At 51.1% G+C, this 13,071-nt stretch carries 9 protein-coding genes and 1 pseudogene; all 10 read right to left on the reverse strand.

The features are described 5' to 3' along the window. Positions 1-95: 95 nt before the first annotated feature. Positions 96-374 carry a hypothetical protein gene (locus D3P08_RS23175; protein ID WP_119602511.1) on the reverse strand — a complete coding sequence of 93 codons (279 nt, stop codon included), beginning with the start codon at positions 372-374 and terminating at the stop codon, positions 96-98. A gap of 85 nt (positions 375-459) precedes the next feature. Further along, positions 460-669 carry a DUF4878 domain-containing protein gene (locus D3P08_RS23180; RefSeq protein WP_119602512.1) on the reverse strand — a complete coding sequence of 70 codons (210 nt, stop codon included), beginning with the start codon at positions 667-669 and terminating at the stop codon, positions 460-462. A 544-nt stretch (positions 670-1,213) separates the two neighbouring features. Next, positions 1,214-2,206, reverse strand: coding sequence for a hypothetical protein (locus D3P08_RS23185; RefSeq protein ID WP_119602513.1), 993 nt, complete (start codon positions 2,204-2,206; stop codon positions 1,214-1,216). 2 nt (positions 2,207-2,208) lie between these two features. Then, on the reverse strand, positions 2,209-4,605 hold the full coding sequence (locus tag D3P08_RS23190) for an RHS repeat-associated core domain-containing protein (protein WP_338068742.1): 2,397 nt from the start codon (positions 4,603-4,605) through the stop codon (positions 2,209-2,211). Then, positions 4,600-4,938: pseudogene (locus D3P08_RS28140) on the reverse strand (hypothetical protein); the annotation flags it as partial. The pseudogene D3P08_RS28140 and the gene D3P08_RS23190, both read right to left, overlap by 6 nt. A gap of 24 nt (positions 4,939-4,962) precedes the next feature. Further along, positions 4,963-5,697 (reverse strand): class I SAM-dependent methyltransferase, encoded by a 735-nt coding sequence (locus D3P08_RS23195; RefSeq protein ID WP_119602515.1) that lies wholly within the window; start codon positions 5,695-5,697, stop codon positions 4,963-4,965. Positions 5,698-6,151: 454 nt separating this feature from the next. Further along, positions 6,152-8,380 carry a rhamnogalacturonan lyase gene (locus tag D3P08_RS23205; RefSeq protein WP_119602517.1) on the reverse strand — a complete coding sequence of 743 codons (2,229 nt, stop codon included), beginning with the start codon at positions 8,378-8,380 and terminating at the stop codon, positions 6,152-6,154. 39 nt (positions 8,381-8,419) lie between these two features. Beyond that, positions 8,420-11,020: an exo-rhamnogalacturonan lyase family protein gene (locus D3P08_RS23210; RefSeq protein WP_119602518.1), complete on the reverse strand. Its 2,601-nt coding sequence runs from the start codon at positions 11,018-11,020 to the stop codon at positions 8,420-8,422. A gap of 4 nt (positions 11,021-11,024) precedes the next feature. Beyond that, positions 11,025-11,726: a DUF1961 family protein gene (locus D3P08_RS23215; RefSeq protein ID WP_119602519.1), complete on the reverse strand. Its 702-nt coding sequence runs from the start codon at positions 11,724-11,726 to the stop codon at positions 11,025-11,027. Between the two features lie 20 nt (positions 11,727-11,746). Beyond that, a complete protein-coding gene (locus D3P08_RS23220) occupies positions 11,747-13,018 on the reverse strand; it encodes a hypothetical protein (RefSeq protein ID WP_476703859.1) in 1,272 nt (423 codons plus the stop codon). Positions 13,019-13,071: the final 53 nt, after the last annotated feature.

Below are 13,071 nucleotides of genomic sequence, written 5' to 3' on the forward strand. Positions count from 1 at the left end.
GTATTGCTATTTTTTTCATTACATGAGTACGGTATGACCCTTTTCGAACAAAAAAAGAACTGCCTTGCGGCTTTTCAGCCTGGGGCAGTCCCTTGTTAGAGCAGTTTTAGTTCTTCTTTAATCTCGTCGATCTTCTTTAATAGCTCGTCTACAAGCATTTTGTTTTTCGGATCATCATAATACCAACGGTTTAACTTCGCGTGGTAACGTATATCTATTTTTATTATTTTTTTCTTAATAAGTGTTTCTTCCTCGGTATATGGCTTATCGAAAAAAACATTCTTTGCATCAATTTCTTCGTCATTATATAAAGACCGCTGCGGAATAACGTCTTCCATTATGCTTAATATATGTAAGGCTTCTTCTTTAAACATGTCTATCCATGCCTCCGCTTTGTTCGGCCCGGTCGGGTTCTATTGTATCCGTTGGATGAATATTCTGTCTGTTCAATACGAACAATTACTCAGGCTTAAACCAATGTTTAGGCGCTACAATTCTCCATTCGTTCTGCTCTTTTACAAGCACTATTTCCTCTTTGTTTTCTCCTCCAACAGCCATATCGACTGTAACGAGCATGGTCGCCTTCTCATCTGTTTGCTCAGTTACTTCAACATTTATTATTTTGGGCTTTGAAAGTGGATGTAGAGTGCCTTTTAACCCATCTACCATCTCCTGTTTGCTAAATCACTTCGATTCATCCGCTTGTTTTATGACAACCTAATCAGTAACGGTAAAATCCGTATAGTTTTATAGTGCGATACCGTATATTAATCGATTGGATATGTCTCGGCCTCGTCTCCTCCGTCTTGTCCGCACTTCTTAGCTAGTCCCGGCGGTACGAAGCTCGGCGGTACGACATAGTCGCATTTTTTCAATTGTCGTTCCCATTACCATCATTATCGTTGCCGTTGTAAGTCCACGATCATGGAAATACGATTATAATCCCCGTTATACGTGTAACGCGTGAGTCGCCTGTTTCATTCGTATGTTGAATGAGACGGTTCACGCCGTTCGTCACTTGCATAGAACATAATACAGTGTGCATCATGAAATGGTGGTCTCATTTTACTTTTTCAAACCGCTCGCTCTATCTTAAAATAACCTCAGTAGCGCTATTGTTTCTGCCACCTAGTTAATCGCCATGCCTGGCGCACTAAAAATAACCCAGCCAACTGACTGGGTCATTCGATAATTTTAAAAAAACCAAGTAATTCTAGCGAATAACAGGTTCAAAGCACTCCCATACTACATATCCTTGTTCATCAACCTCATAAGAAAACACCACCGTGGCTTGTGATCTAGGGACTACTTGCTTCTGATCATTATAGTGGTACCGGACCATCCGAACCCCGCCATGCATGCAATTCTTCTCTGTAAATATTTCAATGGCAGGATCGACTTCCGCTTCAGCGATGTACTTGCCTTCATTTTCAAGAAAATGAGCGACCTCATCGACACCAGCTTGCTGCCTAAATAACCATTGAAGCTCCCGGTTATTCGGCAGATCATAATCCCAGATGTTCGGATAAAGCTGAATGAATAGCGCCTCATTGGATAGCTCCTCTGTCTTCCAACCATCTTTAAATCGAAGCAGTGCTTCACGAGGGATATATTGGTAGTACTTCTTGCCGAACCACATCATCCAATGCGATCCGAACCAGATGTCCTCATAATAATGGGCATGTCCGGGCAAACATTCCGAGTCTATGATTAATTCGTTTTTGATATTTGGACTCGGAATAACACGTATATTCTCGAGAGATCGATTCCTCCGTTTATAAATCATAGGATCGATGTTATTCTGCCAAAAATAATCCTCCTGAGCATAAATTGATGCCACAACACCTATCCCATTCTCAAATAGGGAAGAAATCTTACGTGTAAATTCTTCTTGGACATCTTCAAATATTTTGCTCGATAAATGCCCGGATATAGATGAGGCAAAGATTCCTTTTTTAAAGACCAACGTATGATCTAGATCTTTAGTACTTAAAGAGAACTTAAATTGTTCCCTTCTTAATTCCTTTCCAAGATTCTCAATGAGAAATCTTTTGTTGAAAGGAATATATTTTCTACTCGTAATTAAAGATCCGTACATTTCGGAGGGTTCGAAAAAAAGTAGTTCCTCAATCCATGATAATACGTTAGATTCATTCATTTCTGATGATGGAATTCTAATCGAGAAACATACCTGATTTTTGCCCATTATTAATACTCCCTTATCCTAATAATAATTCCATCCGCCTCTTCTAACAAAGCCTCAATATTAATTTCATCAGAATAACCTTCTGGAACCACAATATCCAAAATTCTATTCTTATACTTAACAAATTCTCTATCAATATATATTTGGGTAGATTGCAATTCATCCAAATGGTCCAGGAGTTTTCTAGTTACAATATCGCTACTTTTGTATGATCGTGGATCAATTGATTTTACGCTAACTACTTGCCCATCTTTTTGAAAATCAATTGTTTCGAAATATCCGCCTCGTTCCTTTCCAATATGAAACCAGTCATCATATACATCTTCAGCAAGATACTCCTCGATAAACTCACCTCTTTGAGTTGAAGTCAAGGTTCCCCATACATAGGGGGAAGTACTTGAACGAACGCCTTGTTCTACAACTTCCTCTGCAATCATTTTAAAAAAATTTAATCTCGTTATCTTCTTCTTAACATTTGTCGCTCGTTTTTTAACTCCTTCCCAATAATCTTGGGATTCCAATTGTATAACTGTAGGACTTTCAAAAGGCGAATGCTCAAATTCAAAGTGACCGGATGGATCAGTATATCTCAAAGGATTGTTCTTTACATACTTATAAAGATTCAACGAGAGAGGATCAACTATTTCTCCTTTATACGTATCCTCACTAACAAACCGTCCAATCTCCGGTTGGTAGTACCTCGCACGCGCATAAGTAAGCCCGCTAGTATAATCATATCCCAGACCAGTGTAACCATAAAGATTATCCGGACCCGGCCAGTTCGGATCAAACTTCTTGTCGTCTAAGACGACACCAAACTCGTCGTAGTGGTAACGGGACGAGACACGGCCGTCTTGTTCGATCAGGCCAAGCGTGCTGCCTAATGCGTCTGTCAGGTACCACAGCGTCTTCGGCGCTCCCGCGTTTGTGCCGCTTACACCCGTTGTTGGTTCCCAACCATTGTTGGCATCATAGGCCGGCAGATACGTGTAGGAGACGCGTTCGCCGCCTGCTCCATAGACGAAGGTTTCCTTCCATTCCGATGCGTTATCGCCTGTAATTTGAATGGCTTCCGGTAAAGCCATGCTCACATCATTCGTGAAGTAATACTCCTGATGCTTCTTCTTGTATTGATGCTCCCATCCATCGCGAGGGCCAGACGGATGTTCGATTGGATATGTCTCGGTCTCGTCTCCCCAGTCTTGTCCGCATTTCTTAGCTAGACCCGGCGGCACGAAGCCCGGTGGCACGACATGATCACACTTATTACCATTACCGTTTCCATTACCGTTATTGCCGTTCCCATTACCATTGTTATTGCCATTTCCATTACCGTTTCCGTTGCCATTATTGCCTTTACCGTTATTTCCATTATTGCCATTGCCTTTCGGACCATGTGCCAAATCCACGATCATGGAAATACGGTTATCATCGCCGTCATACGTGTAACGCGTAATGTCGCCCGCTTCGTTTATATGTTGAATAAGGCGGTTTGCGCTGTTCCAAGCGTAAGATTCGAGCAGCTGTGGAACGCTTGGTTCGGACATTGCGGAAAGCTCTTCATCCTGTACCGCTGACAATCCTGTTTCTGTATAAACAGAGTCGGTTACAGCAGCATTCTCAGGGTTCGCAGCCTCTGGATCAGGCAGCAAATCTTCGATGGCCATAACGGGATCTGCCGCGTCGGTGACGCCCAATACTTTCAGCAGGTTACCCCTTGGATCATACGTGTAGTCCTTATAGTTCAAACCATTCTGCCAACGAGTCAACTGATCGAGCGCGTTATAGGTGTATTGCTCCACATCCGACAAGTCGCCCCATGATGTCGCCTTCGTCAGACGATTACCGACTTTGTCATAGCTATAGTTGGTCGTGATGGTAGATCCAGAGTCCCCGGCATTATATTTGCTTACAGTAATAAGCTGATTCAAAGCATCGTATGTGTACTCAGAAACAACTCTGCCGCCTTCCGCATCATCCTCATCATCTTCGCCTTCGATTCTTTCCATTCTTGTACGGTTGCCAAGAGGATCGTAAGCGTAGATAAGCTGTTCAACCGACTTACCCTGCTGATTGCGATGCGTTAGTTCTAACAACTGGCCCAGCTCGTTATAAACGTAGGTACTCATTGCTCCTGTCGGCAACGTCTTCGTGGTCAACATGCCGCGAGCATCATACTCATACGACGTACGGCGCCCCGCGCTGTCGATTACGCCTACAATACGATCCAGTAAATCCACTTCATAATTTACGACACTGCCATCTGGATATGTCATGCTTTCCCGCTGGCCGTTCTCCGTCCAGGAATAACGAATGGTCTGACCGCGTCCATCCGTTACGCTTGTTAACCTCGACAACAAATCGTACGTATAGGAAGTCGTTCCTGTTGAGTCGACCATAGATGTGCGACGGCCCAGTTTATCGTATGTGTAAGACACCGAAGCTCCGTCCTGATAATTGATGCCGACGAGACGGCTCGCGAGGTCATACTCGTAACCAGTTGTTGTTTGATCAGGATTTGTTACGCTCGTCACATTACCCATGCCATCATACAGCAAGGAAGTCACCTGACCAAGCGGGTCCATCTCCAATTTCAATCGGCTGAGCAAATCATATTCATAAACCGTCGTTCGGCCTTCCGCATCCGTTTTCGAGCGCAAGTTGCCCATAGCGTCATAGGTATAGGTTGTCGCGTCGCCGTTCGCATTTATAACCGAAACGAGACGTCCAAGCGCATCATATGCTTAATAATCACCTTACTTCTTCTCTGCCGAAATGATTAAAAACATCGGTCTCCGGACTTCATCCTTCATGCCGGGAATCGCGTTCATCATTTCCTCTGTCGGCATCGGTTCCTTGACCGCTTTGACGGATAATCCCGATTGAATGACGTCGTTGATATACGTTGAAAAGGTGCGGTGGTATTTGATGACGTTATCCGTCAAAAATGAAGTTTGACGCACACTCTCCGATTGATAATGGTCCACCGGCCAATGCAGGCGGTTCCCCTGATCATCATAATGCCAGTCTTGTTCGTGCCGGGCGGTGAAGATCGGATGCTCAACGGAGAAAATGAAGGCTCCACCGGGCTTTAGGCACGCATAGACCTTTTGGCAAATCGCCTCAAACGACTCGATATAATGGAAAGCTAGTGAGCTAATGACCACATCAAATGATGCGTCTGGAAAATCGATGTCTTCAATCGCAGCCTTCATGTATGTAATAGACGGGTCATCGGTCATTTCGCGAGCTTTTTGCAGCATGTTTTCGGATAAATCCACGCCGACGACAGAACTTGCTTGCTGCTCCCGAGCGTACCGGCAATGCCAGCCGAAGCCGCAGCCTAAATCCAGTACGCGTTTATTTCGCAAGTCAGGCAATAATGCCCTTAACACATGCCATTCTCCGGCTGCTTCGAGCCCCTCGACCGACCTTGGCATTTGTTCATAGGCAGAAAAAAATTCGTTATCGTCATATTTGTTTTGTTTCATTGTATTTTTAGCTCCCTTACTCATGGAATCTATCGGGAAAACCATAAGAATCATTGCAAAACTATAATATCCTAAATAATAAAAGGTAACTCAAGCTAACCCCTGCCATCAATAGTAACTTCATGCTGTCGGGAAATTTTTTTAACCTTGAGATAGCGGCTATCATGACAATGCAGGCTATAAACAGCAAACTGTCTCCTAGCCTCCCGAATGAGGCTAAAACAATACAAAGAAACACGGTAGTGACCAGCAAGTAAAATCCCTTCTTATAGACACCGCGCATGATGGCACACTCCCAGAATAAAATTTGCTGGCCACATCGTCTTATATCCCTTAAACGCCCTTATCATTTTATCATGCCAGCTTTCTTAAAATGTACCGCTGCCTACCATAATTTACAACCAACTCTACAACAAAAATACCCCAACCGCATAACGGCTGGGATATCTTTGTCTCACACACTATTTACATTCCCCGCTCTCTCCACCCTAGGCGCATAGAACTGCGGAAGCGGCACCGCCGCCCAGTCGATATCCGATGCGAGATAAAAGCTCGGATAACAAGGCTGGTTGTAAACGACGTTCTGCCATGCGACGCCTACGCGGTACTGCGCGTCATGCATGAGCGTATACAGCTTGCGGTCGGTAACCTCCGTGCTTACGTAGATGCGGATAGCGGAGCTGTCCGCCGTCCGCACGAGGAGCTCCTCCCGCCAATCGCCGAAAATATCCGCAACGAGGCAAGGGTTGCCCTTCGTGCCGTTATTGGAGCAGCAGCCATCGGCCGTAAGCAGCCTGCCGCGCTTCCAATCGTCGATGACGACCGGCTGATCGAATGAACCGCTAATAATTTGGGTGGTCATGTTGGCCGCCCATCTAATGTTCATGTTGGTGCCGGGAACTCTCCGGTCAATCTGCTCGCCCTTCGCCGTCATTAAACCGAACGTCTGCTGGCTGTGAATGTCCTCGCTCGACCATGTCTGCAAGCCGCGATAAGCCGGGTCCACCTGGCCGATCATGCCGCGTCCCACATCGCCGGTAGCGGGAGCGCCGCAGAGCACCTCCCCCGTCCGGGCATCCCGAAGCGTATAGCCGTAAGGCACTCCCGCACCGCCTTCGTGCACCATAAAGATCTCCAGCCCCGGACGGTCCGGATCGATATCCGCGACATGCAGCGCATCGCCGTGGCCAAGCTTTACCGTCTTGCCCGTGGCTCTGCTGCCTTCGGGCATGACCCCCGTCGAGCTGTACAGAATCGTCCCGTCATGGTCGATCGTCGCCGCGCCGTAAATGATTTCATGACAGCCGTCGCCATCGACATCCGCTATGCTTAAGGAATGCGCCCCCTGCCTCGCAAGCGTTCCGAACGCTTCGTTTCGTCCATCCTGCAGATGGAGCGTATCCTTGAACGGGTTATTCATTGTCACCCAACCGCTGTCCACAAACCACTGCTCCTGCAGATGACCGCCGTCCCAATAGTAAGCGGCGACCGTCGACCTGGTGTAGTAGCCCCGGGCGAAGACGGCGAATGGTTTCCTTCCGTCCAAGTACGCCACACCTGCAAGGAAACGATCGACCCGATTGCCTGGCTCGAGCCGGTTCCACGAATAATCGCCCCACATCAATCCGCCGTCATGCCGGCCGGGCTTGTAGCGGATCGTCTCCAGCTCCTTCCCCGTCTCGCCCTGGAACACGGTCAAATATTCAGGGCCCGACAGCACAAAACCTTCTACCGCCCGTAAATTGTTGCGGCTGCTTCGGCTCGGCGCATAGACGTCCATGAAATAATCCGCGAGCTGCTCCGCATCCCCTCGAGATAACGGGTAACGGTACCGCTTCTCGATCCCGAAGCACGCCTCCAGCGTATCCGGCCAATGTCCGGCCGCGACCTCCTCGTGCTTATGCCAGCCCAGAAACAGCTCAACAATATGCTCGTAATAATCCGAGCTGCTCATCCGGTAGTCATCCTGATGCGAATACCCTTCAGCCGCGTCTTCCGGCAGCATCGTAATGTACGTTTCCGACACCGCCCTCCCTTGATCGTCATACCGGATGACCTTCGTGCCTGGTGCCGTCTTCATCATCAGCTCCGCCTTGCCGTCGCCGTCGAAATCGTAAACCAGAAACTGTGTATAGTGAGCGCCGGCCCGAATGTTTACGCCAAGGTCAATCCGGTAGAGCAGCGTCCCGTTGAGCCTGTAACAATCGATGTAGGCAGGTCCGGTGTAGCCGGAATGAGAGTTGTCCTTGGCATTCGACGGATTCCACTTGACGAAAAATTCATATTGCCCGTCGCCATCGACATCCCCCACGCTCATGTCGTTAGCGGAGTAGCTGTAGGCTTCTCCCTTCGGCGTAATCCCATCCGCCGGCTTTCGCAGCGGAATTTCGCAATACCCGTCCTTCCAAGGGGTTACAGTGGCGCTCCGGTCCGTCTCCAATCCGTTCACAGCGGCACAAACGTAATACTCCGAGGACGCCGTCCCGCTTCTGTCCAAATAATTCGTGCTGTCCGTCACGGCCGCTATCCTGCCGCCATCCCGATAGACATGGAATTCGGTGCCGATTAGACCCCGGTCGGAATAGCCGGCCGCTTCGTTTCCAAGCAGTCTCCAGCTAAGGAACACGCCCTCGGACGTCGTAACCGCAACCAATCCCCGATCCAAATATTCCAGCTGTATCAACGTACTCTCCCTCCCCTCCCGTAGTCAATAAGCTCTTCATCATACGGACACCCTCGGTTCAATCGATTCCGGCAAGTATTCTCCGATCAACGCCAAGCAGACGATCGCATTGATCGACCATTGCGAGACGGTATTCGTCGAGATCCAAGGAATCTCGCGAATTTCCCGGACATACTCCTGACGAGGCACCTCCTGCGTCTCCAAAGGAATGTCCACGCTCCAGTTATAGGGACTCCGCAGCAGGAAATCCCACGCCTGCTTGGCAAGCTCCCCATCGTTTAGCCGGTTCGCAGCAAACGCCATCTTGGCGGTAGACAGCATCGGGATGTTCCAGTCTTTGCCCTGCAGCGCGCCGTTCGTCCGGCGGATCTTCTCCTCCTTCGGCAGATTGTAGAACTCCCCGTACTCCGTCAGCATCGCGTCCCATTCCGGATCCTGCAGCAAATCCGCCATTTCCGCCCACACCTGCGCGCCGCCCATACAGATCATTAGGTGATGCCCGTAATTTTCATGGCTCATAAAGAACAGCTCGCCTGTCTTCGGCTCGTACCCGAAGACGGGACCGGTGAGCAGCCGGTGCGGCATTTGCTTCAAGCATGCAAGGCCTCTGAGCATTTTATCCCGATAGGACGTATCCTCATAACGCTCCCATTGCACAAGCCAATTCGAGCAGAAGGCCGCCCAATCCGGTCCGCTGCGCGTATGCGTCGGGAACTCGTCTTTTGCAAAATACGCCCGCATCGGATCCAGCCGAAGCGTCGCATAGTCGGCATCCTTGACCTCGTCCATAATGTCGCCGATCCGTTCATCAGCCGTTAAGTAATAATAAAATTTATGAAGCCCCGCCATGCCGATCCGCGCTTCCTTGCAGCCGCAGCCCCAGTGCAGCACGTTGTGTCTGGAGCCGAGACCGGCATATTCGCCGATATGGTAGACATCCACCTCGCTTGTATGACGAGTCATCGCCTCTGCAAGCCGAAAAATATCGGCCCGGCCGGAACGAAGGAACATATACCAGAGCCAAATGTTCGGAGCCAGCTCGGTATTCTGCCAAGCGCACCCGCCGATATCGTAACGCCAGGTGTGGCGCACCGGATCGTAGCTGTGCATCACATCTCCGTAATCCCAGAAGCCATACCAGCGGCGCTGCTCGATCTCGTCTTGATAGAACCCGATCAAACGCTCCAGCGTATCCTCGATTTGCGACTTTACGGGCGTAGACCGGTCAGGGAGGCTCCAGAGGCCGAGCGCCCTCGTCTCGTGATAGCGGGCAGGCTCGCAGACAAGCAGCGGCGGCGACTCCTTCTCCCGCACCATGGCATCGAGCGTGTCATGATTCGGTGTGCTCACGCAGCACCATAGCGTTAATTCGCTCGTGTTCCCGACGCCATACGGCGTGCTGCGGAGCTCATCCGCGCCTTCATAGCAGGAAAGGACATGGGTCTCGGTATCATAATGACGAAGATCCATAGCCGGAGCGTCCGGTGACCAGAACCAAGCGGTTAATACGGCTTCGTCCCCCGCTAAGCCGGCCGCTTCAAGGGCGGACGGGCACTTCTCCCAGAAGCGGCGAGCCCCTACCGCTAGACCGCCCCCTTCTCCTCCGGCGTACAGCAATCCGCCGGATCTCCTTCCGGATGCAGGACGAATCCAGCTGCAGCCTTCTTTCGTTCGTTTCAGGATCGTATAAGAATCGGAAGAGCTCTGGACCAGCTTGAAATCCCCCCATTCCGGGGAATCGTCCAGAAGCGCCTGCAGTCCGGCGTCCTGCTCCTCGTCAAGGGAAATCGACGCGCCCGCGGTTTGCCGCTCATAGAGCTCCCGCTGTCTCTCGGGCAAACGAAAGGTCATCAGCCCTTTGGGCGATTCGCCGAACCACCCCGTATCGCCCGCAATCCGGACATGACGGTTGAATAGCGGGCCTTCCATTGGAACCGAGAACCGGATGCCGAGCCCTTTCAAAAAGTCCTGATGAGGGTTCCCATCATAGAGAAAGGTATGCACGATACGAATCGACGCCTGCTCCGCATGGAAAACAAACCGCACCGTAAACGGCAGCCACTTTCGCCCGCCCCCGGGCGCTTGATGACGCCCCTGAACTTTAACCACCGCGCGGATCGGGCCGTTTTGTTCCACCGTTGTTTTCTCAATGACGCCTTGAAGCGTCTCTTCCACAATTGTTTTCTTGCCCGAAGTGGCATGATGCTCCTCGCGCATGCCGACCAGCTTGCCGTCCGAGCATACGGCACTTCCGCCAATAAGAATCTCACGGATAACGGATGTGCCCGATCGCCCCAATCGGCAGACGATAGCACCGGTATCGACTTCAATATAGTCGGCGGCTTCCTTTACGGTTAGCCCTGCTGTAGAGGGAACACCGTGCCCCTTCTCCAGCGTATACCCGTCCTCCAAATCCGCCTGAAAAGATGCCGCATGAGCCGTCCACTTCACGCTGCCATCCGGCCAATAGGCCATCGGCCAGCTTTGCACCGGCACGCTTTCCCCATTACTCCCGCGCAGCTTAAGCGGCTCGTTCCGGTCCAGCTCTCCCTGCTTCCACGGCACGCCCCATGTGACGCCCGCAGGCAGGGTTGGCCGCTCTTCCAGCCAAGACAATGCCGCATTCCCGTTCGCGCTCATCTCATCATCCCCCGTTCATGCTCTTTCGTTGATACACCTCGAAATCGGAATACTCCGCAATTAACGGCGCCATCTGCCGAAACCCGATTTTCCCGCCGTCCAGCACCGGGCCATATGTCGCCCCATCGTCAACAAAATGAAAGAGAAGAAGATCATCGATATAAAACCGGATATGCGGACCGCTCTTTACGACTTGCATCCGGTAAGGGGGATCGCAATCGGCGATGGACGGAATCGGATCCGCGCCCTGGGCGGTAAGGTGGAAGCCATAGCTTTTGCGTAAATTGCAGGTTTGGAATCTGCGCTCGGAGGCGTAGCTTTTGCGGAAATAGGAAAGATGATAAGCGTTGATGTCTCCATGATGATACTGCTCATAGATTCCCGTTCTCGGTTGAAGCGCCGGATCGAATAAGTCTTCCCCGCCTCTGCCCGCCGCCGAGAAAAACAAAATGCAAAGCCCAGGCTGACGTATCGGCCAAAATTTCCACCGGATAACGATGTCGTCCGGGAACGTCTCGTGGCACCAGTACACGATATTTGCGGCCTGCCCTTCCTGCGGATCCCTCCTGCTCTCCAGCCGCATCCGTCCTAGGGGGAAGCTGACCGCCCCGTCTCCTTCCATGACAAACGCCTTCACATCCTCCTCATGAGCCAGTGGATTCCGATATAGCAGTTCCCCGAGCTCCACATGTTCATGAACGGCCAAATCTCATCACTCCTTCCCTTCTACCGGTATTCGCCCCCGGGATACAAGGTCGAGCTGTACAGCCGCTTCGGCTGCCGGAGCGGAATCCCGGATCGGCTTGCCGACAGCTCCATTGGTCCGCTCGAGTAGATGCGAACGGCGGACTGATCATAAATAAGCACCTGCTCCCTGCCCGAACCGACTAGATCCGCATGCGCGACATACCCGTCTACTGGAAAAGTGACCACGGCATGCATATTCCCATCATACAGAGTTGGATGGACGCCGCCACCGCGCCTGTAGGCCAATATATAGTCCAGCCCGCCGTCATCCCAATTCGAGAGCGTCTCGATTATGGTCAGCCAGCCGTTCGTCTTCCGGTCCTCTTTCCACACTTCCTGCCCTTGCGCGTCCAATAAGAACATGCCGTCCTTGCCGCTTTCGGAAAACGCCCCTCCGGTATCCCCGCGCCGAATCCGGTCGAGCCCGGCAATTTGCAATCCCGGCAGGTCGTCCCGGAACTTGCCCAGCGCGACATGCTGGGATTCGATGGAGTCCTCATAGCGCCACAGCTCATTGCCCCGCACGTCATACATGACAGTCACACTGCCGCCGATGACGATTTCCTGTTCCCCGTCCGCATTCACGTCGCCTACCCAGATACAATCCGCATGATCGTCCAAATCGCTGGCCGACCATAGCTTCCTTCCGTCATGGTCGAGCAGAGCATAACCCGCCATCACCTCGTCTCGGCCGTCGCCGTCGAAATCGTATACCCAAGGATAGTGGCCCGGATTCCCTTGATGCGTCCACAACAGCCGGAAATCGCGGTCCATTGCCCATAGCGTCCTGTACCGGTCCTTCACAATCATGTCCGTCGCATATGGCCCGCCGCTAAGATTCGCAATGATAATGCAGTCATGCGCATACTCGGACGGCAAGTCGAAGGAATACCTTTCCTTACCGGTTCGGCCGTCCAGCACCATGAAGCGCTTCTCCATGACGCATAACACTTCGCAGCATCCATCGCCGTCGATATCATAAATTTGCGCCGGATAATCCGAGCCAGGCCCGCCGCAATTCGGATCGGGCGTTCCGACCTGCCACAGCAAATTGCCGTCCAAATCGAAAGCGGTCATGCACTGCACCTGATGGGGAACGTAACGATCATCGATGCCCCCGTCCGGCTGAACCATGACGAGCTCCATGCGGCCATCCCCATTCAGATCCCCGAGCAGCATTTTGTTACGTACACCGGCTGTGCGAACGTTTAATTCCTTCAGCAATACAGGAGCCGACTCCGCTCTATTCACCGCATTCCCCTCCACGGAAGCAATAGACAGTGCGGCGATTCGCTCGCGGCACT

Source organism: Paenibacillus nanensis (assembly GCF_003583765.1).
GTDB classification, from domain to species: Bacteria; Bacillota; Bacilli; order Paenibacillales; family Paenibacillaceae; genus Pristimantibacillus; species Pristimantibacillus nanensis.

Excerpts from the sequence above, each read along its gene's own strand:
- D3P08_RS23195 (WP_119602515.1), bottom strand. The coding sequence starts at position 5,697 with ATGAAACAAAACAAATATGACGATAACGAATTTTTTTCTGCCTATGAA.
- D3P08_RS23175 (WP_119602511.1), bottom strand. The coding sequence starts at position 374 with ATGTTTAAAGAAGAAGCCTTACATATATTAAGCATAATGGAAGACGTT.
- D3P08_RS23185 (WP_119602513.1), bottom strand. The coding sequence starts at position 2,206 with ATGGGCAAAAATCAGGTATGTTTCTCGATTAGAATTCCATCATCAGAA.
- D3P08_RS23180 (WP_119602512.1), bottom strand. The coding sequence starts at position 669 with ATGGTAGATGGGTTAAAAGGCACTCTACATCCACTTTCAAAGCCCAAA.
- D3P08_RS23190 (WP_338068742.1), bottom strand. The coding sequence starts at position 4,605 with ATGGTCGACTCAACAGGAACGACTTCCTATACGTACGATTTGTTGTCG.
- D3P08_RS23210 (WP_119602518.1), bottom strand. The coding sequence starts at position 11,020 with ATGAGCGCGAACGGGAATGCGGCATTGTCTTGGCTGGAAGAGCGGCCA.